The sequence below is a fragment of the Micromonospora sp. NPDC048170 genome, assembly GCF_040652795.1.
Lineage (GTDB): Bacteria > Actinomycetota > Actinomycetes > Mycobacteriales > Micromonosporaceae > Micromonospora.
Genome location: NZ_JBEZMR010000021.1, coordinates 21,049 through 45,602, shown reverse-complemented (window position 1 = coordinate 45,602; position 24,554 = coordinate 21,049). Strand labels below are relative to the sequence as shown.

The 24,554-nt window shown below is 72.4% G+C and carries 28 protein-coding genes; 12 read left to right on the top strand and 16 right to left on the bottom strand.

Features of this window, described 5'->3' with window-relative positions:
• The first annotated feature begins 95 nt into the window (after positions 1 to 95).
• Positions 96 to 719 (top strand): alpha/beta fold hydrolase, encoded by a 624-nt coding sequence (locus AB0D32_RS22995; RefSeq protein WP_357093832.1) that lies wholly within the window; start codon positions 96 to 98, stop codon positions 717 to 719.
• A gap of 17 nt (positions 720 to 736) precedes the next feature.
• Positions 737 to 1,357, top strand: a complete 621-nt coding sequence (locus tag AB0D32_RS22990; RefSeq protein ID WP_357093636.1) for an SMI1/KNR4 family protein — start codon at positions 737 to 739, stop codon at positions 1,355 to 1,357.
• 45 nt (positions 1,358 to 1,402) lie between these two features.
• Here AB0D32_RS22990 and AB0D32_RS22985 read toward each other — a convergent pair whose 3' ends face one another.
• Positions 1,403 to 1,624, bottom strand: a complete 222-nt coding sequence (locus AB0D32_RS22985) for a hypothetical protein (RefSeq protein WP_357093632.1) — start codon at positions 1,622 to 1,624, stop codon at positions 1,403 to 1,405.
• Between the two features lie 178 nt (positions 1,625 to 1,802).
• Here AB0D32_RS22985 and AB0D32_RS22980 point away from each other — a divergent pair, with 178 nt between their 5' ends.
• On the top strand, positions 1,803 to 2,582 hold the full coding sequence (locus AB0D32_RS22980; protein ID WP_357093828.1) for an NAD-dependent deacylase: 780 nt from the start codon (positions 1,803 to 1,805) through the stop codon (positions 2,580 to 2,582).
• Positions 2,583 to 2,618: 36 nt separating this feature from the next.
• Here AB0D32_RS22980 and AB0D32_RS22975 read toward each other — a convergent pair whose 3' ends face one another.
• The gene (locus tag AB0D32_RS22975; RefSeq protein ID WP_357093629.1) at positions 2,619 to 3,407 is read right to left on the bottom strand and encodes a haloacid dehalogenase-like hydrolase; all 789 of its coding nucleotides are present in this window, start codon (positions 3,405 to 3,407) and stop codon (positions 2,619 to 2,621) included.
• The gene (locus AB0D32_RS22970; protein ID WP_357093626.1) at positions 3,404 to 4,414 is read right to left on the bottom strand and encodes a redoxin family protein; all 1,011 of its coding nucleotides are present in this window, start codon (positions 4,412 to 4,414) and stop codon (positions 3,404 to 3,406) included. Before AB0D32_RS22970 ends, AB0D32_RS22975 begins: the two co-directional genes overlap by 4 nt.
• 247 nt (positions 4,415 to 4,661) lie before the next feature.
• Here AB0D32_RS22970 and AB0D32_RS22965 point away from each other — a divergent pair, with 247 nt between their 5' ends.
• Positions 4,662 to 5,798: a CaiB/BaiF CoA-transferase family protein gene (locus tag AB0D32_RS22965; RefSeq protein ID WP_357093623.1), complete on the top strand. Its 1,137-nt coding sequence runs from the start codon at positions 4,662 to 4,664 to the stop codon at positions 5,796 to 5,798.
• Between the two features lie 5 nt (positions 5,799 to 5,803).
• Here AB0D32_RS22965 and AB0D32_RS22960 read toward each other — a convergent pair whose 3' ends face one another.
• The 3 genes from AB0D32_RS22960 to AB0D32_RS22950 form a co-directional block, all read right to left on the bottom strand.
• Positions 5,804 to 6,700, bottom strand: a complete 897-nt coding sequence (locus AB0D32_RS22960; protein ID WP_357093619.1) for a MauE/DoxX family redox-associated membrane protein — start codon at positions 6,698 to 6,700, stop codon at positions 5,804 to 5,806.
• A gap of 67 nt (positions 6,701 to 6,767) precedes the next feature.
• Positions 6,768 to 7,364 (bottom strand): cell wall protein, encoded by a 597-nt coding sequence (locus AB0D32_RS22955; RefSeq protein WP_357093616.1) that lies wholly within the window; start codon positions 7,362 to 7,364, stop codon positions 6,768 to 6,770.
• Positions 7,365 to 7,379: 15 nt separating this feature from the next.
• Entirely contained in the window at positions 7,380 to 7,793 is a 414-nt protein-coding gene (locus AB0D32_RS22950) for a hypothetical protein (protein WP_357093614.1), read from the bottom strand.
• Positions 7,794 to 7,980: 187 nt separating this feature from the next.
• Between AB0D32_RS22950 and AB0D32_RS22945 the strand changes: the two genes are divergently transcribed.
• Positions 7,981 to 8,424, top strand: coding sequence for a VOC family protein (locus AB0D32_RS22945; RefSeq protein WP_357093611.1), 444 nt, complete (start codon positions 7,981 to 7,983; stop codon positions 8,422 to 8,424).
• Between the two features lie 124 nt (positions 8,425 to 8,548).
• Here AB0D32_RS22945 and AB0D32_RS22940 read toward each other — a convergent pair whose 3' ends face one another.
• On the bottom strand, positions 8,549 to 9,907 hold the full coding sequence (locus AB0D32_RS22940) for a glycosyl hydrolase family 18 protein (RefSeq protein ID WP_357093608.1): 1,359 nt from the start codon (positions 9,905 to 9,907) through the stop codon (positions 8,549 to 8,551).
• A gap of 203 nt (positions 9,908 to 10,110) precedes the next feature.
• Here AB0D32_RS22940 and AB0D32_RS22935 point away from each other — a divergent pair, with 203 nt between their 5' ends.
• Both AB0D32_RS22935 and AB0D32_RS22930 read left to right on the top strand, forming a co-directional pair.
• Complete coding sequence (locus tag AB0D32_RS22935) at positions 10,111 to 10,470, top strand: hypothetical protein (RefSeq protein ID WP_357093605.1); 360 nt, start codon at positions 10,111 to 10,113, stop codon at positions 10,468 to 10,470.
• Positions 10,471 to 11,255: 785 nt separating this feature from the next.
• On the top strand, positions 11,256 to 12,653 hold the full coding sequence (locus AB0D32_RS22930) for an endo-1,4-beta-xylanase (RefSeq protein WP_357093602.1): 1,398 nt from the start codon (positions 11,256 to 11,258) through the stop codon (positions 12,651 to 12,653).
• A 57-nt stretch (positions 12,654 to 12,710) separates the two neighbouring features.
• On the opposite strand, the gene AB0D32_RS22925 is transcribed toward AB0D32_RS22930, so the two are convergent.
• From AB0D32_RS22925 to AB0D32_RS22910, 4 genes are all read right to left on the bottom strand, one after another.
• Positions 12,711 to 13,667 carry a DUF4034 domain-containing protein gene (locus AB0D32_RS22925; protein WP_357093599.1) on the bottom strand — a complete coding sequence of 319 codons (957 nt, stop codon included), beginning with the start codon at positions 13,665 to 13,667 and terminating at the stop codon, positions 12,711 to 12,713.
• A gap of 127 nt (positions 13,668 to 13,794) precedes the next feature.
• Complete coding sequence (locus AB0D32_RS22920; RefSeq protein WP_357093595.1) at positions 13,795 to 15,093, bottom strand: PHB depolymerase family esterase; 1,299 nt, start codon at positions 15,091 to 15,093, stop codon at positions 13,795 to 13,797.
• A 139-nt stretch (positions 15,094 to 15,232) separates the two neighbouring features.
• A complete protein-coding gene (locus tag AB0D32_RS22915; protein WP_357093592.1) occupies positions 15,233 to 16,153 on the bottom strand; it encodes a bifunctional helix-turn-helix transcriptional regulator/GNAT family N-acetyltransferase in 921 nt (306 codons plus the stop codon).
• A gap of 81 nt (positions 16,154 to 16,234) precedes the next feature.
• Complete coding sequence (locus AB0D32_RS22910; protein ID WP_357093826.1) at positions 16,235 to 16,672, bottom strand: hemerythrin domain-containing protein; 438 nt, start codon at positions 16,670 to 16,672, stop codon at positions 16,235 to 16,237.
• A gap of 185 nt (positions 16,673 to 16,857) precedes the next feature.
• On the opposite strand from AB0D32_RS22910, the gene AB0D32_RS22905 reads away from it, so the two are divergent.
• From AB0D32_RS22905 to AB0D32_RS22895, 3 genes are all read left to right on the top strand, one after another.
• Positions 16,858 to 17,061: a hypothetical protein gene (locus AB0D32_RS22905; protein ID WP_357093589.1), complete on the top strand. Its 204-nt coding sequence runs from the start codon at positions 16,858 to 16,860 to the stop codon at positions 17,059 to 17,061.
• Between the two features lie 159 nt (positions 17,062 to 17,220).
• Positions 17,221 to 17,985, top strand: coding sequence for a rod shape-determining protein (locus AB0D32_RS22900; protein ID WP_357093587.1), 765 nt, complete (start codon positions 17,221 to 17,223; stop codon positions 17,983 to 17,985).
• A gap of 117 nt (positions 17,986 to 18,102) precedes the next feature.
• Entirely contained in the window at positions 18,103 to 18,375 is a 273-nt protein-coding gene (locus tag AB0D32_RS22895) for a potassium transporter TrkA (protein ID WP_357093584.1), read from the top strand.
• Positions 18,376 to 18,474: 99 nt separating this feature from the next.
• Here the strand turns inward: AB0D32_RS22895 and AB0D32_RS22890 are convergent, their stop codons facing one another.
• From AB0D32_RS22890 to AB0D32_RS22870, 5 genes are all read right to left on the bottom strand, one after another.
• Positions 18,475 to 19,056 carry a TetR/AcrR family transcriptional regulator gene (locus tag AB0D32_RS22890; protein WP_357093581.1) on the bottom strand — a complete coding sequence of 194 codons (582 nt, stop codon included), beginning with the start codon at positions 19,054 to 19,056 and terminating at the stop codon, positions 18,475 to 18,477.
• Positions 19,057 to 19,070: 14 nt separating this feature from the next.
• Positions 19,071 to 19,748, bottom strand: coding sequence for an ABC transporter ATP-binding protein (locus AB0D32_RS22885; RefSeq protein WP_357093577.1), 678 nt, complete (start codon positions 19,746 to 19,748; stop codon positions 19,071 to 19,073).
• Positions 19,745 to 20,872, bottom strand: coding sequence for an FtsX-like permease family protein (locus AB0D32_RS22880; protein WP_357093574.1), 1,128 nt, complete (start codon positions 20,870 to 20,872; stop codon positions 19,745 to 19,747). Before AB0D32_RS22880 ends, AB0D32_RS22885 begins: the two co-directional genes overlap by 4 nt.
• 138 nt (positions 20,873 to 21,010) lie before the next feature.
• Entirely contained in the window at positions 21,011 to 22,126 is a 1,116-nt protein-coding gene (locus AB0D32_RS22875) for a DUF4185 domain-containing protein (protein ID WP_357093570.1), read from the bottom strand.
• A gap of 173 nt (positions 22,127 to 22,299) precedes the next feature.
• On the bottom strand, positions 22,300 to 22,701 hold the full coding sequence (locus AB0D32_RS22870) for a hypothetical protein (protein ID WP_357093568.1): 402 nt from the start codon (positions 22,699 to 22,701) through the stop codon (positions 22,300 to 22,302).
• Between the two features lie 196 nt (positions 22,702 to 22,897).
• Here AB0D32_RS22870 and AB0D32_RS22865 point away from each other — a divergent pair, with 196 nt between their 5' ends.
• Both AB0D32_RS22865 and AB0D32_RS22860 read left to right on the top strand, forming a co-directional pair.
• Positions 22,898 to 23,239, top strand: a complete 342-nt coding sequence (locus AB0D32_RS22865; protein WP_357093822.1) for a YciI family protein — start codon at positions 22,898 to 22,900, stop codon at positions 23,237 to 23,239.
• A 5-nt stretch (positions 23,240 to 23,244) separates the two neighbouring features.
• Positions 23,245 to 24,537 (top strand): sigma-70 family RNA polymerase sigma factor, encoded by a 1,293-nt coding sequence (locus AB0D32_RS22860; RefSeq protein ID WP_357093565.1) that lies wholly within the window; start codon positions 23,245 to 23,247, stop codon positions 24,535 to 24,537.
• Positions 24,538 to 24,554: the final 17 nt, after the last annotated feature.

Sequence of the window (24,554 nt, the reverse complement as noted above, 5' to 3'; positions counted from 1 at the left end):
GCGTGACCGAGTCGGACATCGGGGCACTGCGGGCCCACACGAGCGGCGGAGTGGCCTTGGCCTGTCGGGTCGCCGGCGATCCGACCAGCCCACCCATGGTGCTGCTGCACGGCCTCGGCGAAGACGGACGCGACTGGCACACCGTGCTGCCCGCGCTCGCCGACAGATACCGGGTGTACGCGCTGGACCTGCGGGGCCACGGCCGCAGCGACCGTCCGGGCCGATACTCGTTCGAGTTGATGCGCGACGACGTCATCGGGTTCCTCGACGCGGTCGACGTCGAGCGGTGTGTGGTGATCGGCCATTCCATGGGTGGAGCCGTGGCGATCCTGCTCGCCGAGGCCGCTCCGCACCGACTCACCCACCTGATCGTGGAGGACGCGGTGGCCCCCCGGCGGGGCGCGCTCGAACGACCGCCCCTGACGCCGCCGGACACGCCCACGCCGTTCGACTTCGCCGCCGTCAACGCCATCCGTGCCCAGCTCAATGACCCTGATCCGGCCTGGTGGGACCGTACGGACACGATCGAGGTTCCGACCCTGGTGATCGGCGGCGGCCCGGACAGTCAGATCCCGCAGCACCTGCTCGCGGAGATGGTCGACCGGATGCCCGACGCCGCTCTCGTCACGATCGCGGCCGGCCACGACGTGCACGCCAGCCGGCCGGCGGAGTTCCTCGCCGCGGTCGACAGCTTTCTCGCCGCCCGCGCCGAACACTGAGCCTGGGACCTGAGCGGGTGGGCACGGTCACCGAGGCGTGGATCAGGCTGGAGGACTGGCTGCGCCGGCACGCGCCGCGGAGCGCCGCCCTCCTGGCGCCGCCTGCGGACCCGGACGAGATCACCGCCGCGCAGGTCACTCTCGGCCTGACCTTCCCGGACGAGCTCGTCGAGTCGTTGCGGCGGCACGACGGCCTCACCGCGTGGGCGAACGTCTTCCCGGAGGCGCCACTGCTCTCGGTCGCCCAGATCGTCGAGCACCGGCAGATGTGCATGGACGTCGCCGAGAGCGTCGACGGTTTCATCCCGACGGAGCCCGGAGCCGAGCCGTGGTGGCACGAACGATGGCTGCCGGTCGCCGAGGACAACGGCGACTCCCAGGTCATCGACCTGCGGCCGGGGCCCGGCCACGGCCGCCTGGGTCGGGCGGTGCACGACAACGGTGGGGACTTCTCCGACGCGTGGCCGTCGCTGGCCGCCTACCTCACGGCGACCGCCGACGCCCTGACGGCGGGCGGGTCGGTCGGCCACTGGCACCCCTACCTGAACGCCGACGACGAGCTGTGGTGGAGCCTCGCCGGCCAGACCACGCTCCATGGCGAAGCGCTGCGCCCCGCCCCCAGCCACCAGCCGCGATAGCCGACATCGACCTCGATCTCCGCCCGGCAGGTTGGGGCCGGGCCGTCAGCCTGCGTCACCCTGCCCACGTCCTCGTTCACCCAGTGCCAGGAGTGCGGCCTCCACCCGCAGTCCGAGCCCGGTCAGGACGAGCAGGCCAGCGATGACGTACCCGCCGGTCGAGGGGTTCTCCGGGCTCACCATCAGCAACGAGGTCAGCAGGCCGGCGGCCAGGGCGACGTTGCCCATCGCTCTGACCGATGCGCTGCGGGTGTATCGGAGATTCATGCGGCTCACCGTATCCAGTCCGTGGGAGGTCTCGTCGTCGCCGGCAGCGGCGAGCCGGGCGGTGTCCGCACCGTGGTCGCGTCGCTGCCGGCGAACTGCTGGTGGGGATGGTGGAAACCAGGGCGGCCGGCCGCACTAGCCTTACCTGGCCGTGAGCGTGTCGAGGAAACGGGGTCAGATGGAGCAGCGGGTGGTGCGGGAGGCCGGGGCGATGTTGGCGCAGGCGCGTCGCGTCGTGGTCTTCACCGGTGCGGGCGTCTCCGCGGAGAGTGGGGTGCCGACCTTCCGTGACGCCCTCACCGGCCTGTGGCGGAGCTTCGACGCGCAGCGGCTCGCCACACCGGAGGCCTTCCGCGACGATCCCGCACTGGTCTGGGGCTGGTACGAGTGGCGACGCGACACCGTGCGGCGGGCTCGCCCGAACCCGGGTCACGTGGCCGTGGCCGCGATCGAGGCCCGCGTCCCCAGCGGAGTCGTCGTCACGCAGAACGTCGACGACCTGCACGAGCGCGCCGGCTCGGTCGCACCGATCCACCTGCACGGCAGCCTGTTCGCGCCGCGCTGCTCGGCGTGTGCCCAGCCGGCGCCGCTGCCGGACGAGGCGGCGGAGGAACCGGGGGACGGCCGGCGGCTGGCTCCGCCCCGCTGCGCGCACTGCGCGGGCCTCGTACGACCCGGGGTGGTGTGGTTCGGTGAGGCGCTGCCGTCCGCGGCCCTGGAAGCCGCCGTGGAGGCGGCGTCGGCCTGCGACCTGCTCGTGACCGTGGGCACCTCCGGCCTGGTGTATCCCGCCGCCGAGATCCCCCAGGTGGCGGCCCGCTTCGGGGCCACGGTGATGCAGGTCAACCCGCAGGAGACGCCCCTGGACGCCGTCGCCGACGTGAACCTGCGCGGTCCGGCCGCCGAGGTGCTCCCCGCCCTCGTGCAGGCAGCCTGGGGCGGTGCCGACCCGGCATGACGGCCCGCCGTCATCGGGCGGGATCCGGCCGTCGATTCAGGCCGGCTGCGTTTCCGCATGGACGACGCCGCCACGACCGGGTGCCCTTTCCGCCTCGTCATGCGGGATCGCCGGATCACGGGAGGTGACGGCGCGCAGGACGGCGGTGGTGTCGGCGAGGTCGGGCAGCACGACGTCGGCCCCTGCCGCCGTCAACCGGGCGGCGCTGGTCGTTCCGGTGGCCACCGCGACGGCCCGGGCGCCGACCGCGTGCGCCGCGTCGACGTCGCGGCACGTGTCGCCGATGATGACGGTGTCCGAACCGCCCAGGCGTCGGCCCAGGTGCTGCTCCGCCCGGCCGAAGGCGTACTGCGGCAGGTCTCGCCGTTCCCACGCGTCGCCCCCGTACGCCCCGATCCGCGTGTCGAAGTGGCCGTCCAGCCCGAACAGGCGCAGCTTCAGCAACGCCAGCGGATACAGGTTTCCGGTGAGGACGGACTGGTGTACTCCCGCGACGGCTCCCACTGCGGCCAGCGCGTCGACCACGCCGGGCAGGACGTGACCCGTGGCGGCCAGTTCGTCCGCCCGACGGTGCAGTTCGGCGACGATCAGCTCGAGGAACGTCTCCAACAGGCCGCCGTCCGGATCGAGACCGTGGGCCCGCAGGACCTCGGTGGCGGCCGCCAGTTCGGTACGGCCGTCGAATCGCCAGGGCTGCTCCAGCCGGCGGCCGGTGGCGGTGTGGAACGCCGCCGCGTAGGCGCGGTGGGTGACGGTGCCGCCCTCGATCAGGGTCTGATCGATGTCCCAGAGCACCAGCAGCGGTGTGTGCGCGTCGCGGGTCACGAGTACTCCGATCGTCGGGCGGGTGCGGCGTGTGGCGGTGTCGTCGAGGGCGGTCGGGCGCAGGACTGTCGGAGCCAGCGCAGCACCTGTTCGGCGTGACCGTCCGGTGGGAAGACCGGGTGGAAGACGTGTTCGATCACACCGTGCTGGACGATCAGCGTCAGCCGCCGGTACAGCGTCGCTCCCGCGACCTCGAAGGTGGGCAGGCCGAGCGCCGAGGCCAGGCGCAGGTCGGAGTCGGAGAGCATCGTGAACGGCAGTTTCAGCCGGCGGACCACCTCCCGCTGGTAGTCCGTGTCCTGACTGGACAGGCCGTGGACGCGGGCCGCACCGGCGGCGACCAGCTCGTGGTGGTGGTCGCGGAAGTCGCATGCCTGCGCCGTGCAGCCTCGCGCGCCCGGAATGCTGTCCCATCCCCGCGGGAGGTCCACCTCCGGTCGGCCGGTGAGCGGGTACAGGTAGACGACCGACCGGCCCGCACCCAGCGCGTGCAGCCGGACGCTGTCGCCGGCGGTGCTGGGGAGCGTGAGCTGCGGCATCCGGCGGCCGGGAAGATGATCCGCGGCACCGTCGTCGACGGGCACGGGCAGGTCCGTGGGCGGTCGGTGCAGCGCGACGTCCGCGAGGACGGCGGCGGTCCGCTCCGCGTGGCCGTTGCGGTGGGCGGCCTCCCGCAACCGTCGGGTCAGGGCCGTACGACGGGCCGTCAGTTCGGCTATCCGCCCCGTCAGATCGTCGATCGCGTCGCGGTAGCCGGCCAGGGAGGCCGGGCAGTCGTCGGCGTGCTCACCGCCTGCGGCCAGGCACTCCAGGAACGGGCGGGTCCTGTCGGCACGGATCCCCAACTGGCCCAGGAGCCGGATCTCACGCACCAGCCGCACGTCGTGCTCGCGGAAGTCCCGGTAGCCGTTCGCCTTCCGGGCAGCCACGATCAGCCCCAACGACTCGTAGTGGCGGACCGCCTTCGGAGTCACCCCGGCACGCCGCGCCAGCTCACCGATTCTCATGATCGCGACAACCTCCACGTCGGACGACCTGAACCTAAACCCTGCCCCCGGGGGCAGGGTCAAGCGACGGCTGGCCGGCGGGGCGAGCCCGGTGACCGTCCCGGCCCGGACCGTCGGGGTGACCGACGTACGTGGTGACCGCTGTGCCATCGTGGTCCTTCCATCCGGACGCGCCGGAGGCCGGCACTCCGGAAGGTGCCACGCCACCGCGCCGGCCGGGGCGTCGACGCGGAAGGGGAACGCGACGGTGGGGGAGCAACGGTCCGGGCCGCTCAGCGGCGTCCTCGTCGCGGACTTCTCGCGGATCCTCGCCGGGCCGTACGCGACCATGCTCCTCGCCGACCTCGGCGCCGACGTGATCAAGGTGGAGGGGCCCGGCGGGGACGACACCCGGACCTGGACGCCGCCGGTGCGGGAGGGGACCTCCACCTACTACCTCGGCGTCAACCGCAACAAGCGGTCCATCGCCCTGGACCTCGCCGACCTCGACGACCTGGACGTCGCCCGGCGACTCGCCGGCCGCGCCGACGTCATGATCCAGAACTTCCGACCCGGCGGCCTACGGCGCTTCGGCCTCGACTACGACAGCGTCGCCGCCGTCAACGAGCGGATCGTCTACGCCTCGATCAGCGGTTTCGGTGCCGGTGCCGGCGCCAACCTGCCCGGCTACGATCTCGTGGTCCAGGCCGCGTCCGGTCTGATGAGCCTCACCGGCGAGCCGGACGGTCCGCCCTACAAGGCCGGGGTCGCCGTGTTCGACGTGATCGCGGGCCTGCACGCGGCCGTCGCCATCCTCGCCGCCCTGCACCACCGGGAACGCTCCGGCACCGGCCAGCACGTCGAGGTGGACCTGCTCTCCTCCGCGCTGTCCGGCCTGGTCAACCAGACCAGCGGCCACGTCGCTGGCGGCGCGACGCCGTTCCGGATGGGCAACGCGCACCCGAGCCTGTTCCCGTACGAACCGCTGCCCACCGCCGACGGCGATCTCGTCGTCATCGCCGGCAACGACGGTCAGTTCCGGAAGCTGTGCCAGGTGCTCGGCCTGCCCGAGTTGCCCGACGATCCCCGGTTCGGGCGCAACCAGGACCGTACGGTCAACCGGGCGGTCCTGCGGCCGATCCTGGTCGCACGGCTGGTCCGGCGGACCCGCGACGAGTGGTTCCGGGACCTGCGCGCGGCGGGCGTGCCGTGCGCCCCGATCAACACCGTCGCCGAGGGTGTCGACCTGGCCCGGGAACTCGGGCTGGACCCCGTGGTGACCGCAGGCGACGTGCCCGGCATCCGCAACCCGATCGGCTTCACCGCCACCCCGCCGCGCTACGACCTGCCGCCGCCCGCGCTCGACGAACACGGCGACGAGATCCGGAGCTGGCTGGTCGACTGACGCCGTCACGCCGGGGCCGGGTCAGGCCCGCCCGGGGACGCCCGGACCAAGGGGAACCCGGGACCGGCGGGGGACGCCGTGGCGGCCAGACTGAGCAGGGTGTGCCCGGTGGCGTCGTCGACCACGGCGACCCGTACGGCGTCGGGTTGCCGGTCGGCCAGCGGCACGGCGAACACCGCGGTCATCGGGCGACCCTGGTAGCGCGCGGCGTGCCCGACGAAGCGCCAACCACCGTCGTCCCAGTGCTCGCGCACGTCGGAGCGGAGCAGTGGCGCCACACGCCGGTAGGCGTCGCTGAGTTGGAGCTGCTGCACGGTGGCCAGCAGCGGCAGGCCGGCGCCGCCGCGCAGCGGGTGGGTCAGTCGGGCGCGCAGCCGGCGCAGCGGCAGCAGCCAGAACCGGTCCAACTCGGGCGAGAGCGCCACCACCGCCGCCAGCTCGACGAGCACCACCACGCCACCGGCCACCGGCCGTTCGGCGAGCGCGGCCGTCCAGCCGCCGGTGGCCGTCCAGGCCAGTGCGCCCGCCACCAGCAGCAGCCCGGCTCGGGCCAGGCTCCGACCGGTGACGGGGGTGGGAGCGGCGCTAAGGCAGCCGCAGGACGACGCCGGGGCGGCCCGGCGGGCGTACGTGAGGTAGGCGAGGAAGCCGGCCGCGAGCACGGTGGCGGCGACCGCCTCCGGGCGCCGGACGGGCGGCAGCAGAAGCAGTGCGCCGAGGGTCAGCTCGACACCGCCGAGCAGCCGGTACGCGGTCAGCGCCCGGCGCTGCCCGAGCAGTGGGGCGAGCGCCGACCGCCCGGCCGACGCGGCGGCCTGGCGGCTGACGAGCTTCACACGGGCGGACCAGATCAGCACCGCACCGACGACCAGCGGTTGCAGCGCCGCGAGCATGTCGACCATGGCATCTCCATCGGGTGGTCCGGCGCAGGTCCCGGCGGTCGCGGCCCGCGCCACCGGGACCTGCGGGCTAGGCGGCGGCGTAGACGGTGGCGATGTCGATCTCGTTGGTGTCCGGATGCCAGGCGCCGAGCACCTGCACGTGCCGTCCGACCCGCAGCAGCGACAGGTCGCTGACGGCCGGGGTGCCGTTGTAGACGGCGGCGGAGCGGTCCGGCACGACGTGTGCGACGATCCGGCGGCCCTTGTGGTCGAGGTGCAGCAGGTTGCGGCCGACCGCGGCGATGTGCGCGTGCAGGTTGACGATGTTGACCCAGACGGAGTCCGCGGCGAGTGTGCCGTCGGGCAGGCGGACGCCGCGGGCGTAGAGCCCGTCGCCGACGGCCACCCGGTCGAAGGTCGTCGGGTGCAGCTTCCAGATGCTCGTGCCGTCGGTGATCCGGATCGAGTGCAGCACGGTGTCCGAGCCGGTGACCAGCAGCATGCTGCCGGAGATCTTGCTGATTCGGCCCTCGGCGAAGTTCGGGTCGGGCGTGCCGGGTTCGACGGCGGCGGCCTCGGCGGCGAAGGCCGCCTCGGGGGCGAGCGAGCCGAGCCCGGTGGCGCCGACCACGCCGCCGAGCGCGGCGGTGGCGAGCAGCCGGCGCCGGTCCAGGGTCTGGTGCATGGCTGGTCCTCCCGTTCAGACGGAGTCGACGGAGCAGGGCCGCAGCCCGGTGGAGAGGCTGGCGATCGCGCTGTACGCGGCGGGCGTCAGGTCGATGATCCGGTTGGTGCCGCAGGCCGAGCCGCAGCAGGTGCGCTCGCCGCAGAACAGGTCGGTCTGCGGGCCGCAGTCGGCGATGGCGGTGCCGACCCGGGCGCCGTTGCAGAGGTTGGTGGTGTAGTGCCGGAAGCCGCAGCCGCGGCGGCTCATCCCGGTGATCCCGCACGCGTGCGGCCGGGTGATGGCCAGGCAGGCGTCGGAGGTGTTCGGCCAGGCGTGCTGGTAGTTGCCGGACGAGCAGGTGCCGCAGGCGCCGCCGCCGGCTGTGCCGCAGGGACCCCAGGCGCTGCCGCAACAGAACCAGGACACCTCGCCTCTCAGTGCCACCATGGTGCCTCCCTCCAGGTCTTTGATCGACATCGATCTATTCCTATGGAAGTGATTGTTGTGGCGTAAACAATCGAAGTCAATGGATGTGCCGAAGGATTCCTGCGCGCTCGGCAGGCCGGGCCGGGGCGTGGGTGTGCCGACGCCGCCAGCGGGTACGCCGTGGCGGTCCGACCGGGGGAGGCGGGTTATGGCCAGCGAGGCGCCGGACTACTTTCAGCCCGAGGGCGGGCTGGTGCTTACGCACCTGTTGATCGTGCGGGACGTGGACCGCTCGCGGGAGTTCTACCGCAGCGTGCTGGGCGCGACGGTGGTGCGGGAGCGCCGGCCGGCGATCCTGCGGTTCCACAACAGCTACATCGTGATCAACGACGAGGGCGGCCCGACCGACGACAAGCCGACCGTACGGGCACAGGCGCCGCCGGACCCGGACACTCTCAGCGGGGCGATGAACGTCCGCGTCACCGACGTCCACGAGGTCTACGAACGGTGGCGGTCACGGGGCGCCCGCTTCCTGACCGAGCCGAAGGACCACGGCGCCGAGATCCGCTGCTACCTGCGGGATCCGGACGGCTACCTGATCGAACTCGGTCAGGCCACGGGCATTCTCGCCGAGATGGGCCGCTCCTCCTGACGGTCGCTGCTGCCCCTGTCGGCACCTGGCAGTCAGCAACCGGCGGCCGGACGCGCCGACCGCGCGGTCTTCCTCCGTGGGGAGGGGCGGGACCGCGCGGTCGGGGACTGTGGTGCTCTGTGCGTCAGCGGCCCTGTAGGGCGCGGACGTTGTCGCCGAAGGTCCAGCCCCTCGACCCGTCCCAGTTCAGCGACCAGGTCATCAGGCCCTTCAGGCCGCCCTGATAGGTGTTCCACGCCTGGGCCACCGTCGCCGGTGCCATGTGGCCGCCTCCGGCGCCGGGCTGCGCCGGCAGCCCGGGGACCTGCTTGTCGTACGGGACCCGGATGGTGGTGCCCTGGATGACCAGCCCGGCGTTGAGGCAGTCGGTCTGGGCGGTGAAGCCCTGCACGGTGCCGGCCGCGTAGGAATCGCCGGAGCAGCCGTACATGCTGCCGTTGTAGTACTGCATGTTGAGCCACCAGAGGCGACCGTTGTCGGCGTACCGCTTGATGATCGGCAGGTACGCGCCCCAGATGGACCCGTACGTGACGCTGCCGCCGGTGACGTACGCGGTCTCCGGCGCCATGGTGAGGCCGAAGCCGGCGGGCATCTGCGCGAGCACCCCGTCGATGATGCGGATCAGGTTCGCCTGCGACGCGGAGAGCTGGGAGATGTTACCGCTGCCGGTGAGCCCGGTCTCGATGTCGATGTCGATGCCGTCGAAGTTGTACCGCTTGAGGATCGGCACCACGGTCGCGACGAACCGGTCGGCGACCGTTGCCGAGCTGAGGTCGATTCCGGCGGTCGCGCCACCGATCGACATCAGGATGGTCAGGCCGGCCGCCTTGGCGCGACACATCTCGGCGGGGGTGGGCACCTTGACGGTGGCGTCCATGCCGTCCTCCCAGAGCACCGTGCCGTCGGCGCGGATCACCGGGAACGCCGCGTTGATCACGTTGTACCCGTGCGCGGGGATCCGGGCGTCGGTGATCGGGATCCAGCCCAGTGGCGGGTGCACCCCGTTCGCGGCGCCGTCCCAGTTCTCCCAGTAGCCCTGGAGCACCTTGCCGGTCGGCTTCGGCTTGCCGGCGCAGGTGTCCGGGCCGGGCGGCGTGGGCGTCGACGTCGGCGTCACGGTCGGCGTCGGTGTCGGGGTGGGGGAGGGCCCCGACGTGCCGGTGGGGGTCGGTGACGGCGTGCCGCCGCCGTCACAGGCCCCGAGGTCGGTCCAGAGGGAGGGCGTCGCCGCGGGGGTCCAGCCGGCGCCCGATGGGGGCGTGTGCGTCACCCGCGCCTGGTACGACCGCCCGGCGTAGCTGACCCGGCTGCCGGCGGGGTAGCTGGTGCCTTCGGCCCAGGCGGGGGCGGTGCAGGCCGCGAGGGCGGCCCGCGGGGCGCCGGTCTTCGCGGCGGCGAGGCCGTCCACAGCGGGTACGGCCGCCAGGGCGGCCGTCAGCGCCGCGCCGGCCAGCAGTGCGGGCATCGTGCGTCGAAGTCGCATGGCATTCCTCCTCGTCGATGGCGGGAGGCTATCAGTTAACTTTGTTAAGCGTAAGCGTCGGGATGCGACGCGGAGGCCGAATCTGCGGCGGGCGGGAGTTCGGTAAAAGTTATCGCCTTCATCGACGGCGATCGTGGAACTAATCTCCGGAACGGGTTACCCTCCTGTGGGTCACCTACCGTCCATCGTGGAGGAGATCGAGCATGCGCAAGCTGATGTCGGCGGTCGGAGCCGGAGCAATGCTGACCGTGGGACTGCTCGTCGGCGCCAGCCCGGCGCAGGCGGCGAGCTGCACGCTCGTGCAGTCCGAGATCTACAACGGGGCCAACATCATCGCCTGGTCGCAGGGCCTACAGGGCTGCTCCGGCGACGTCTACTGGGAGATCCAGTCGGGTGACGGCGGCGGCTGGCAGGTCGCGCAGAGCGGCACCACGCACTACGACAACGCGGTCCAGAGCTACTACGGCGACGTCGAGCTGCCGTGCTACCTGCGGGTCTACGCGAAGTTCGGCACCCAGGAGAAGCTGACCCGGCCCGTGCGCAACAACAACTGCGCCGGCTGACGGCCTGGGCCGGGCGGGGCGCACGCCGCTGCTGGCTACCGGACGGTCGCCAGCAGCGGCACTCCCCGTCGCGGCTGATCCTCAGTTGGCGTACGCCGACGGGAGAAGTCTTGTCGGTGCGCTTTGCCGGCGGGCAACTGCGTTGTCGGATCGGTGGCGTGCGGCTTTTGACGCGGTGGGCTGTGGTGTTGGGGGCCGCGCGGTGTCGGGGTGCGCCCGGCGTGGACGGGTGCCGACACGACGCACCCGTCACCCCCCAGTGTGTCCCGGATCAGGACACCATGGACCTTACCCGGCCGTTTTAGCGTCCATGGTGTCCTGATCACCACCGGTTGGCCTCGGAACGCGGCCCGGAGCCCGGCGGAACGTCAACCGATCTTCAGCGCCCACCGCGGGTGCGCCGATCCGGGTCGTGTCGGCTTCCGGCCGGCTGGCGAGCAGAGTGGTGGCGAGACCCTCGGTGTCATGGACGCAAGGCTCCCGGCCGAGCCACTGGCTTTCGAAACTTCCGGTGCCGTGGGCGGCAGGATGGCGGCGGCGGGCAGGGCGGATCCGCAGTGGACCGAGAAAATCAGGGAAGATCCGCCGGAAGAATCCGATAACTGGGCGTTGAGCTTCCGGACTCGTTCCGATACGGTCCGATGGAAGGGCTTCGATCAACTCACGGTGTCGAGGATGCTCACGGCGGCGTGGTCTCCGGGCGACCGCTCCATGGGCTCCGCGCCGTGGCGGGCGGTTGCCGAGGCGACCTTCCCCATCCATCCGGTTCATCGAAAGGCTCTGCCATGGACAACATGCTCGCCCATCACCGTGGGCGCCCGGTAGCCCACAGGCGGCAGCGCGTCGCGCTGGCGTCGGTCGTGGTCGGTCTCTCCGTCGTCGCCGCGACGCTCGCGGTGGCGTCCGGCGCCAACGCCGGGACGACCCTGGGGGCGTCCGCCGCCGAGAAGGGGCGCTACTTCGGCGCCGCGGTGGCCGCCAACAAGCTCTCCGACACCACGTACGTCGGGATCCTGAACCGGGAGTTCACCTCGGTCACCCCGGAGAACGAGATGAAGTGGGATGCGACCGAGCCGTCCCAGGGCCAGTTCACGTTCACCAACGCCGACCGGATCGTCAACCACGCCCGCGCCAACGGGATGCAGGTACGCGGCCACGCCCTGGCCTGGCACTCCCAGCAGCCGGGGTGGGCGCAGAACCTCAACGGCAGCGCGCTGCGCCAGGCGATGGTCAACCACGTGACCCAGGTGGCGACCTACTACCGAGGCAAGATCCATTCCTGGGACGTGGTGAACGAGGCGTTCGCCGACGGCGGCACCGGGGCGCGCCGAGACTCGAACCTGCAACGTACCGGCGGCGACTGGATCGAGGTGGCGTTCCGGGCGGCGCGCGCCGCCGACCCGAACGCGAAGCTCTGCTACAACGACTACAACACCGACGGGCAGAACGCGAAGAGCAACGCGGTGTACGCCATGGTGCAGGACTTCAAGGCCCGAGGCGTGCCGATCGACTGCGTCGGCTTCCAGTCGCACTTCAACAGCGCCTCGCCGGTGCCCGTTGACTACCAGGCCAACCTGCAACGCTTCGCCAACCTCGGTGTGGACGTGCAGATCACCGAGCTGGACATCGAGGGATCGGGCCAGACGCAGGCCGACAACTACGGCCGGGTGGTCCGCGCCTGCCTCGCGGTGTCCCGCTGCACGGGGATCACCGTGTGGGGCATCCGGGACACCGACTCCTGGCGAGCCAGCGGTACCCCGCTGCTCTTCGACGGCAGCGGCAACAAGAAGCCGGCGTACACCGCCACCCTCGACGCCCTGAACGGCGGCACCACCCCGCCGCCCACCACCACGCCCCCGACGACCCCGCCGCCCACCACCCCGCCGCCCTCCGGTGGGTGCGCCGCGACGGTGTCGCTGAACTCGTGGACCGGCGGTTTCGTCGCGACGGTACGCGTCACCGCCGGATCCACGGCGATCAACGGCTGGGCCGTCGCCCTCACCCTGCCCGCCGGCGCGACGATCACCAACATGTGGAGCGCGCGCGGCAGCGGCACCAGCGGTGCCGTGACGTTCCGTAACGTCGACTACAACGGCCGGCTCTCCGCCGGGGCCGTCACCGAGTTCGGCTTCCAGGGCACCGGAACCGGGCCGACCGGCACGCCCACCTGCACCGCGAGCTGATTCGCCCATGGCCCGGCGCGGAACACCTTCCGCGCCGGGCCGTCTCTGCCTGGATTGTCAGCTGAGGTTCGCGGTCACATAGTCGCGGGAGGCGGTGAACTTCTCGACCGGGTCGCCGAGCATCTGCCACGGCCACTCGGTGACCACTCCGTCCAGCAGCGCGAACGCGCGCCCTGCCGCGTCGAACTCGTCGGCCAGTTCCAGGGCCATCGCGAATACCGCCACCCGGGGCGCCCAGCCGGGGCCGGCGGGGACGTAGTCCGGGTGGAAGATCGAGTGATCCGCCGCGGTGAGAAGTTCGGCGCGGACCTCGTCCGAAACGATGTACTCGTTGCCCTCCTCCCGTTCAGCGGCGTGCCACTTCTCGATGTGGGCGACGGCCACCAGTTGGTGCAGGAGACTGTTCGGTCCGGCCGCCGTGGCGGCGCCCCGGGCGAAGTCGAACATCTCCTCGTGACTGCCGGACCATTTGGCACACAGATACTGCAACCGTTGCTCGTGCGCGACCAGGTGCCCCGGGTGTAGTCGAGTCACCGCCTCGAAGCGCTGCCGGGCCTCCGCCGACCCGACGCCCAGGCCTCGGGAACTGGTGACCAGCCATGCCCGCGCTGTCACGTTGTCGGGTTCGCGTTCGAGCACCCTCTGCAACAACGCCTCGGCGTACTGCAGGCGCTCATGGAAGCCCTTGAACTGGGCGGCAGTGGTGTATTTCGCCCGCTTGCCGCCGCGCGCCTGCCACGCCCAGTGCACGGCGTGACAACCCGCGACCAGCACGGGCAGGGTCGAATCAGGCTCGGCGTCCACCCAGTCGCCGATCCAGTCCTGGACCCCGTCGACCCCGCCGACCGCCTCCATCAGGAAGGCCGTCTCGTCCGGATCGGCCGCCATGTTGAGCAGTTCTCGGGCGAACTTCCACTTGCGCTTCTCCAACGCCCGGATGAGGGCCTTCCGGTGCGGGTCTCCATAGGACGGGTCCAGGACCGGATCCTTCGGTCGTTTCGCGAACGGCCACATGCAACCCAACCCCTATGTCGTACGCCGCAACGGTCGCCGATGTTAGATGACCGGACTCGGCTGCGGCTGACCGGCGCCAACCACGGTGAAAGGCTGGTGCGCCCTGGCTGGCGCCGGCCCGACCGGTTCAGGTGATCGCGCAGGTGGCGCCGTTGAGAGTGAACGTGGCGGGTCGTGTCGTGTCGCCGGTGTGGGTGGCCTGGAAGCCGATGCTGACCGACGCGCCGGGCGCGAGGACGGCGTTGTAGGAGACGTTGCGGGCGATGACCGCGCCGCTGGTCGGGGCGTACGTCGCGTTCCAGCCGTTGGTGAGGCTCTGGCCGGCGGGCAGCGTGAAGGCCAGGGACCAGCCGGTGAGCGTCGTGCCGCCGGTGTTGGTGACGGTCACCGAGGCGGTCAGCCCGGTGTTCCAGGCGTTGACGGCATACTCCACCCGACAGGCGCCCGGCGAAGGAGGGGGAGTGGTCGGCGGGGGAGTGGTCGGGGGCGGGGTGGTGGGTGACGTGGTGGTGTCGAGACCGAAGAAGCGGACCGCCTGCGCGGCGTCGACCGGCAGGTTGTGCGACACCCCCTGCATGCTGATCGCCTCGACGGGCGCCCGGTCGCCGCTGCCGCCGTAGCGGGTGCGGGTGTAGCCGGCCTGCGGGCTGTCGGTGTACGTCGGCGTCTGGCTCAGCCCGTGCACGTTGGTCCACTGCTTGATCTGCTCGCCGAAGTTCGGGTAGCGCAGCACCTCGTCGTTGGTGCCGTACCAGGTCTGCATGCGGGGCCGGCGCCCGGTGTACCCCGGGTACGCGTTGCGGACCAGGTCCCCCCACTCCTGCGGGGTCCTGGTGATCTGCCCGTTGGCGCACTCGCTGTTCCACTCGGAGCCGTTCGTGGTGGCGAAGCAGCCGAAGGGCACCCCGGAGAATGCCGCACCGGCGCTGAACACGTCGGGATAGAGCCCGAGCAGGACGTTGGTCATCATGGCGCCGGACGAGATGCCGGTGGCGAAGATCCGGTCGGGGTCGACGGCGTACCGCTGCCGGACGTGGTCGACCATCGACCTGATGCCCACCGGGTCGCTGCCGCCGTCACGGCGCAGCGCCTGCGGGGAGGAGACATCGAAGCACTGGCTGCTGCGGGTCACCGACGGGTAGACGACGATGTAGCCGTACCGGTCGGCCAGGGCCGCGTACTGGGTGTTGGCGTACATCGCGGGGCCGGTGCCGGTGCAGTAGTGCACCGCGACCAGCAGCCCGGGCCGGGGCGCGACGGAGTCCGGCACGTACAGGTACATGCGTAGGTTGCTCGGGTTGGGCCCGAAGTTCGTCACCTCGGTCAGGGTCGCGGCGGATGCCGGCGGGGCGACCGACACCGCCGCGAGCGTCGTCAGCGCGGCGGCCGCAAAGGCGGCGCCCAGCAGTCGGAGTCTGGTTCTCATGGATGGTTCCTCTCCAGCACGGCGGACAGGGCGGGGTTCCGATCGAGGGCTGCCCGGCTGCCCGATCACGTCCGGCTCAGGAACATCGGCAATTCTCTATCGTGTTGAAGGGGCTGGCAAGCGTCGGCCGGATGGCGCGTCAGGCCGTCCCGCCGGTCGCGTCGTCAGGCGTCAGGCGCTTCTCGAACCAGTGGTGGGCGTAGGGCTCGGCGTTGTACGCCCCGATCTCGCGGTAGCCCGCCGCGTGGTACATCGCGATCGCCTCGGTGAGGTTGCGGTTGGTGTCGAGCCGGACGGCGGTCCAGCCCCGCTCGGCGGCGTGCCGTTCCAGCTCGCCCAGCATCCGCCGGCCGATCCCGAGCCCGCGTACGGAGTCCGCCACCCAGACCCGCTTGATCTCCGCGGGTGCGTCGCGGTGCAGCTTGACCGCGCCGCAGCCGACCGGTTCGGCGTTGAGGGTGGCGAGCAGGAACACGCCGGCCGGGGGGACGAGTTCCTCGTCGTGCACCGGGTTGCTGCGTGCCGGGTCGAACCCGCTGTCGAAGCGCCGCGCCACCTCCCTGGCGTAGGCCCGGACGCAGGCACGTGCCCGGGGATCGCCCGGCGGGCAGGGCTCGATGAGCACCATCGACGCGACGAGCAGCCGCTCCACCTCGGCCATCGCCGCGACGAGCCGCTCGCGGCGTCGACCGCTCAGCGGTGCGAGGATCGACCGGGCGAACTCGTCGGAGCGCTCGTCGAGCTCGGCCCACTCGGCGCGGCCGGTGTCGGTGAGCGTGGCGACCCGGACCCGCCCGTCGCCGCAAACCTGGTCGGACGGCCCGACGGCCACGAGCCCGTCGCCCTCCAGGGCGCGCAGGAGGCGGCTGAGGTGACCCGAGTCCAGCCCGAGCCGGGACCGCAGCGCCGCGACCTCGGCGCCGCCGGGGCCGATCTCCCAGAGCAGGCGGGCCTGCGCGAGGGGCCGGGCGCGCGCCATGTACTCGTCGTCGAGCGCCCCCACGCGTTGGGTCACCGTCCGGTTGAACCGCCGTACGGCGGCGATGAGTTGGGCTTCCATGATGCCTGACCTTAGTCAGGTATTATCGGTCGCGCCAGCGCTCCGGCGGTCGCGCCCCACGGCGAAGCGACCCGGCGGGACCTACCGCGCGGCGCCGGCCGTCGGGGTGATCCGGTCCCAGGCCGGGATGGGCAGCGCGATCACCGCGGCCGGAAACAGCCCGTGCTCCTCGTTGTCGATGTGCCGGTGGAGCCGGTCCAGCGCGGCCAGCACCGCGGGCCAGTCCGGCGCCGTCCGGTCGACGCCCGTAAGCACACCGTGGATGTCGTCGTGCTCGGCGCAGAGCTTCTCTACCGCGTCGGTCAGGCTGCCCTCGGCCCGCAGTTCGACGAAGAGCCCCTGCTCCTCGGTGGCGGTGTGCGGGATCAGCAGGGCCAACAGGGCGTCGAGGGCCGCCTGCGCGTCCGCGCCGGCCCGCACCGCGTCGCGTACCCGCCCGGCCGCGTTGGCGATCGCCTCGTGCTCGGCGGAAAGCCGGCCGATCAGGGGGAACTCCCGGCAGCCGCAGTAGTTGCACATGCTGATCATCTCCAGGGTCACGACGAGGTCCGGTTCCATCCTCGGCGCACCGCAGGCACCGCAGGCAGGGCCGATCGGCCCGGCGCACCGGGACGACGGGCCCGCCCCGCCCGTGCCCCGGTGGGCGTCCTGCGCACGCGGCAACGGCGTGGCCGAACGGCGGTCGCCCGGCTATGGTGTCGAGCATGCAGGATCGGCACAGCCTCCGCCGCGCCGGCAAGCGGGTCTCGCTGCCGGCGCTGCTGTTGCTGGCCGTGTTGGTCATGGTGCTGTCCGGGGCCCGGGCCGTCGGGCTGTGCATAGTGTTCCGGTGCGCCCGGGCCGTCCCCGGCTGCGTGCCGGCGTGGTCGGCCGACCGCGCTCCGCCCAGGCTGACGTTCGCCGTCTGAAGCCTGTCCGCCTCCCCGTGTCGTACGACCGGGGCCTGTGGCTTGGAGCACCATGCCGACCCCGCATCATGATCGACCCACCCTGTCCCGGTCCGTCGCCGACGGACCCCGTGCCGCGGCGTACGCCGGCACGCACATCCCGCAGCGGGGGTGGTGACCATGCTGTCCCCCGGTGCGTACGCCCGCCTCGGCCTGCGGCATCCTGTCGCCCTCGACCTGGGCACCTCGACGGTGCGCCTGTGGACTCCGGTCTCCGGCACGATCGTGGCCGAGCCCGCCGTCCTCGCGCGGATGCCGTCCGGTGGCTACGCCGTCGGGCGTGCCGCCATGGACCTGCGGGACAACGGCGGCGCGAAGCTGTTGTGGCCGGTGCGCTACGGCGTGGTGGCCGACTTCCTCGCCTGCGTACACCTGTTGCGGGTGGTGGCCGCCACCTCCGGGCGGCCGGGTGACGACGTCTCCCCGGTCGTGGTCGGCGTGCCGGCCACCGCCACGCTGCGGCAGAAGGACTTCCTGGTCGAGGTCGTCCACCGGGCGTTCGGCGGGCGCGTCGCCACGGTGGAGGAGCCGCTGGCGGCAGCCCTGGCCTGCCGGGCCGACCTCGACGGCGACGACGTGGTCGCCGTCGACATCGGACACGGCCGGACCGAGATCGCCCGGATCGCCGACCGCGCGGTGGAGGCGGCGGAGCGGGTCGACGTGCCCAACGCCATCGACCAGATCCCGCTGATCGCCGCCGCGGTGCGCCGCCTGGGAACCCGGCCGGGCTGGCCGAGACGACGCCGGCTGCTGATCACCGGCGGCGGGGCGGCACATCCCGAACTCGGGGCCCGACTGGCCGCGCTGACCGGACGGATCGTCACGATGCCCGCCGACCCGCACCTGGCCACGCTCGCCGGCCTGCGCCTGCTGCTCACCGGCTGACCGGGGCGGTACCGCACGGCCTCCCGGTGGCGGTGCCGCGCGGCTGTCCACCGCCGCCCACCGGCCGCCCGGCCGGGGACCGAACCGCCCCGACCTTCCGCACCACCTGGAGTTCCGATGGACGTCGAACTGACCCCCCTGCCCGGTATCGGGTTCCGCCGCATGTTCACCACGGACGCGGGACTGCGCATCGGGGTGGTGACCCACTACGCCGGCGGCCGGCGCGAGCTGGTCTACCACGACGGCGACGACCCCGACGCCACCCGCAGCATCACGCTCAGACGTGACGAGGCCGTCGTCCTCGCCGGGCTGCTGGGCCTGCTCGACGTCTTCGACGTCAACATCACCGAGCCCGGTGTCCCCGACAGGGAGCCCGCCGCGCGACGGTGACGTGGCGACGCCATCCCGCCCCGCCCCGCGAACCGGGGCGGGGCGGCTGCCCCGTCCGCGACCACGCCAACCGTCGACGGGTGTGAGCGCGGTCGTGGGTCAGTGTGGTTGTCGCAGGTAGGGACAGAGGAGTTCCCGGGTGTGAGCGACCACGGTGGCTTCCGGTGTGCCGTTCTCGATCATCTGTGAGGAGGCGTAGACCACCGCCTGGATCAGTTCCGCCGCGCTGTCCGGGTCGGTGGCGCCGTGATCGGCGAGGGCCGCCACCAGGGGCGTACGCAACTGGTGGTGCAGTGTCCGGCTCTCCTCGGCGAGGACGGTGCCCGACGCGCTGCTGGCGAGGCCGCGCATGACCGCGTGCTCCCCCTGGGCGACGAGGTGCAGGTTGGCCTCGACGTAGGCCAGAACCCGTCCGCCGGGGTCGGTGGCCTGGTCCATCTGCTGCGTGACGTACGCCGACCACTCGGGGAACATGTCGGCGATGACGGCGTTGAGCAGGTCCTCCCGTGACTTGAAGTACTGGTAGACGCTGGGGCGCGCCAAGCCCGTCCGCTTGCCGACCTCGGCCAGGCTCGGCGCCTGCGTCCCGTTCTCCGCGAGGATCTCGCGGGCCGCCGCCAGGATCGCCCGTCGCTGCCGGGCGCGGTGTTCGGCCACCGTGGGCGCCTGGATCTTCGGCACGGGTCTCCCTGTCGTCACGGCACGGGCATGAGTCGCCCGTCGATCATCTCGTACACCGTCGTGCAGTGGCGCAGTACGTCGTGGTCGTGGGTGACCATGACGGTGGCGACGTCGTTCTCCTTGGTCTCGCGGGCGAGCAACTCCACCACCTCGTGACTGCGGGTGCGGTCGAGGGCGGCGGTCGGCTCGTCGACCAAGAGTAGCCGCGGCCGGTTGACCAGGGCGCGGGCGATGCCGACGCGCTGCCGCTCGCCCCCCGAGAGTTGGTGCGGGCGGCGGTTCGCCTTCTGGGCCATCCCGACCTCGTCGAGCAGGGCCACCGCGTCGCGGGCCCGGGAGCCGAGACCGCCGAACCTGGCCGGCAGCCGGATCTGGTCCACGGCGGTCAGCGCGGGAATGAGATTGCCGGACTGGAACACGAAGCCGACGGACTCCCGGCGCAGGGCCGCCCGCGCCCGTGCGCTCGGCACGGTCATGTCCTGCCCGGCCAGAGTGACGGAACCCGAGGTCGGGACGGTCAGCCCGCCGGCCACCGCGAGCAGGCTGGACTTGCCCGCCCCCGAGGGGCCGACCACCGCGACGAACTGCCCGGGGGCGACGGTCAGGTCGACCCCGTCCAGCGCCAGCACGGTGTCGTCGCCGTCGCCGAAGCGCAGGGTCACGCCGCGCATGACCAGGCCGGTGTCGGTCATCGGTTCGCTCCCAGTGCGGTCAGCGGATCGACTGCGGCGATCCGGACGATGGCCACGGCGGCTCCGGCCAGGCCGAGGACGAGCAGGAGGAGGGCGGCCACCGCGATCGCCGGCGCGCTGAGCGCGAACGGGATGCCGCCGCCGACCAGGCTGCCGGCCGCCGTGCCGACCGCGACGCCCGCGCCGACGGCGAGCAGCAGCAGCGCGAGGGCCTGGGCCAGCCCGTCGCGCAGCAGGTAGCCCGTGGGGGCGCCCATGGCCCGCAGCACGGCGATCTCCGCGCGGCGTTGGATGGTCCACACGGTGAAGAAGGCGCCGACCACGAGCGCGGAGATGGCGTAGAGGAACCACTCGATCAGCCGCAGGGTCGACGTCTCGGCGGTGTAGCCGGGCGAGGCGCCGAACGACTCCGTGCGGGTCAGGCTCTCGGTGCCGGCGGCCCGGTCGCCGGCCGCCAGGTCGACCTCGGCACCGTCGACGCTCCGCACCGCCACGGCGGTGATCTCGTCGTAGGTGCCGTCCGGGACGGACTCGCCGGGGCGTACGCCGGCCTTGATCTCCTGCCAGACCGGCAGCGGCAGGTAGGCCACGTCGACGTGACCGAACGTGTGCTGGTCGGCCATGGCGCCCACCACCGTCAACCGGGTGCCGATCCGGTCGACGGTCACCGTGTCACCGACCCGCAGCCCCGCGTCGATCGCGGTCCGGCTCACCACGATGCCGTTCGCGGCACCGAGCCGGGAGCCCTCGTCCACCGGCGGGGCCAGGAACGAGTCGGTGGGCACGCCGAACAACGCGAGGTCGATCTCCACGCCCGAGCCGCTGCGGGCGTTGATCAGGGCGTTGCCGAACGGTGCCGCGTCGGCGACCCGGGGCTGCGCCTTCCACGAGTCGACGGCGGAGATGTCGACGACGCTGCGGGAGAACGCCGCGTCGTGCTGCACGCCGTCGGCGAAGGCGAAGGAGGTCGCCGGGATGCGCTGGAGTCCCGACACGCCGTCGTTCACCAGGCCCGAGGAGAGCCCCGACAGCAGCACCACCAACACCGCGATGAGCGCGACGACCGCCCCCATCAGGCCGAACCGGGCCTTGGCGAACCGAAGTTCGCGTACCGCTAGGAACATGCCCACCACCGTGGGCCAGCTTTTATCGACTGCATGTCAGGATCGTACCAACATGCTGTCGGCATCTTTTCCGGCGCTGCCCGTCGTCGCCTGACCGGCGAGGTGGCGCCGGCCCGTCGCGGGGTGGCGCCGGCCCGCTCACACCGATCCGGCGAACTGGCTGACGTGGTAGGCGGTGCTCCGGTTGTCGGGCGTCCTGGTCCACTTCGAGACCATGAGGTGCAGGTCGTTGGCCCGCCGGCTCGACCACGGGTGGACGAAGCCGCCGTAGAGGCCGGGTTCCTGCCAGGAGGTGACCTGGATCTTCTCCGGCGTCCAGACCCGGTCCGGCCCGCTCGCCGTGCGGGTGACGATGCACCCCGTGGCGCAGTTGAGATAGGACATCACCCAGGTGCCGTCGGCGAGCCGCCGCACCGACGGCTCGCCGAAGCGGCCGGTCAGGATGGGCGTGCACGGGCGGTTCCAGCCCCAGTCGCTGCCGTTGAAGCCCCAGCCCTCGTACGACTCGGGAAAGAACAGCCGGTCCCAGCGGACCCTGCGCAGCATCATCGGCCCGTGCTGGCGGCCGGAACGCACCGAGAAGACGTACACCCAGTCCCCGTCGCGCTGCATCGTCCACATCTGGAACGGGTCGGTGTTGGTGCCGTCGTTCCACCACTTCAGCGGCGTACGGACGAAGTCGTTGCCGTTGTCGCTGTAGGCCAGCCCGGCGTAGCGCGACCGCCAGTGCGGCCCAGCCGGGCCGGCGGAGTTCCAGTTCTCGATGCTCATGTACGACACGAGCTGGCGACCGGTCTCGGGGAAGGCGATGCCGTCGTTGGGGATGACGGTCACCTCCCAGAGACCGTCGATGCCGATCCCGTGGTGGCCGTTGTGCATCAGCTCCGGGGCCCGGCCGTTGCCCGCGACGCGGGCGGCGCTGTCGAAGACGACCCCGCCGGCGTCGCCGGGATGCACGTTGGAACGCAGCATCACCGGTGAACGCCAGTCGTTGGGCACCGGCGGGCCCTCCGGCCACGGGGTGTCGAAGGTGTCGCCGAACAGGTACCCGATCGAGCCGTTCTCCAGCACGTACGGGATGCCGAGATCGGTGCCCGCGACCCGCCACCGGTGGTTGGTGTCCAGGTCGGCGCCGGTGAGGCGCTTCTTCCAGGTGGCGGCGTGAGCCGTGCCGGGGGCGAGGGCCGGCGCGACGGCCGTGGCCACACCGGCTGCGGCGAGGGTGCCGAGCAGCGAGCGGCGGGTGATGGTCATGGCCGTCCTTGTCGCGAGGGGTCCCGTGGGGCCGCGGACGTGGGAAACCGGGCCGGGACACCGGTTACATCGACTTATGGAAGTCGATGTAAGGCTGGAACCTACGACCAATCGGCCGGCACGGTCAAGGACCGCCGTGCGGCGCGACGCCCGACGTCGGCAGCCGCGCGAAGTCAGGTGTCGTAGAGCCCGTCCCACGGCGCGCCGAAGCCGAGGCGGTCCGGATACAACTCGACCCAGTCGACATGGCCCCCGTCGCCGGCCCGGTCGCCGGATTCGTCCACCAGGCCGAAGAGAACGCCGTCCTGCCGGGTCTGGAACAGCTGGACCGCGATGTCGCCGTACACCCGGCCCGGCAGGTCCGCGACGAGTTCCGCGACCGCGTCGTCCAGCGTGCGGCGGTCCGTGACCCGCCGGACCGTCGAGTGCCGGTACGCGCCGTCGTGGTCGAAGAGGTGCACGTACGCGTGGTGGTCCCACGCCGACGCCAGGAACATTCCGCCGTCGTACCGGCCGATCCGGTCGGTGCGGTGGTCGGGCTCGTGGGCAATGGGAATCAGTCGGGGTACGGCCATCCGGTCACCGTAGCCACCGGCCGTCCAGCCGCCGGCCCGGGGCCCGCCGGAGCGCCGGAGGGAGGGCCGCCGGGCGACGGCGCAAAAATCTTGGGAGGGTGTGTCCATTCGACGGCTTCCCGTCCGTCGTGATGGCGTACGGCGGTCGCGCCGTACGAGGGTGGGACGACATCGAGGGAGTCGGATCGTGAAGTACATGATGCTCATCAACGCCGGTGCGGTCGGCGAGGACGGCGGGGCGGCCGGCTGTGACGTCGGGGACTGGATGGCGTACGACAAGCAGGTGCGGGAGGCGGGCATCCTGGTCTCCGGCGAGTCGCTGGCCGACCTGGTCACCGCCACGACGGTCCGGGTCGGCGAGGACGGCAGGCGGACCGTCACGGACGGGCCGTTCGCGGAGACCCGCGAGGTCCTCGGCGGTTTCTACGTGATCGACGTGCCGGATCTCGACGTCGCGCTCGACTGGGCGGCGCGCTGCCCCGGCGCGCGCGGGGGCGGCTCCGTCGTGGTCCGGCCGGTCGCCGAGTTCGGAGGCTGAGCGCGGTGGGCGGAGCGCCCGCCGGCGACGGGGGGACGGACGAGGCGCCGGCGGCAGTCGTGGAGGCGGTGTTCCGCGAGGAACACGGCCGGCTGCTGGCGGCCCTCGTCCGCCGCTTCGGCGACCTCGACCTGGCCGAGGAGGTCACCTCCGAGGCCGTCGAGGCGGCCCTGGCGCGGTGGCCGGTCGACGGCGTTCCGCCCAGGCCCGGCGCCTGGCTGATGACCACGGCACGCCGCAGGGCGGTCGACCGGCTGCGCCGGGACAGGACCCTCGCCGCGCGGCTGGCCATCCTCCAGGCGGAGGCGGACCGGGCGGGCCCGGCCCCCGCGCCGGAGCCGGGCGACGACCTGCCGGACGAGCGGCTCCAGCTCTTCTTCACCTGCGCGCATCCGGCCCTCGCCGCCGAGGACCGTGGGGCGCTGACCCTGCGCTACCTGGCCGGACTGACCACGCCCGAGGTGGCGCGGGCCTTCCTCGTGCCGACGGCGACGATGGCCAAGCGGATCACGCGGGCGAAGAAGAAGATCCACGAGGCCCGCATTCCGTTCCGTGTGCCCAGCGCGCCGGAACTGCCGGAGCGGCTGCCGGGAGTGCTCCAGGCGGTGTACTCGATCTTCACCGAGGGGTACGCGGCCAGCGGGGGCCCGCGTCTGCAACGGCTCGACCTCGCCGAGGAGGCCATCCGGCTGGCCCGGATCCTGCGCCGGCTGCTGCCCGCCGAACGGGAGGTCACCGGGCTGCTCGCGCTCATGCTGCTGATCCACGCCCGGCGCGACGCCCGCACCGGCCCGAACGACGAACCGGTGCTGCTCGACGAGCAGGACCGCGGCCGCTGGGACCGTCCGATGATCGCCGACGGCCTCGACCTGGTGCCCGTCGCGCTGACCGGCGGCCCACCCGGCCCGTACGGGGTGCAGGCCGCGATCGCCGCCCTGCACGTCGAGGCGGCCGAACTCGCCACCACCGACTGGCCGCAGATCGTGGCCCTCTACGACGTGCTGCTCGCCCTCACGCCGTCGCCGGTCGTCGCGTTGAACCGGGCCGCCGCCGTGGCGATGCGCGACGGCCCGGAGGCGGGTCTGGCGCTGCTGGACGAGTTGGCCGACGAGCCGTTGCTGCGGGCCTACCACCCGTACCCGGCTGCCCGGGGCGACCTGCTGCACCGGCTCGGCCGGCACGCCGAGGCCGCCGAGGCGTACCGGGCGGCGCTCGCCCTGGCCGGCACCGAACCCGAACGCGCCCTGCTGCGACGCAGGCTGGATGCTGTCGCGCGGCCCGGCTCGCCCGGAGCGTGACGCCACCCGAGCACACC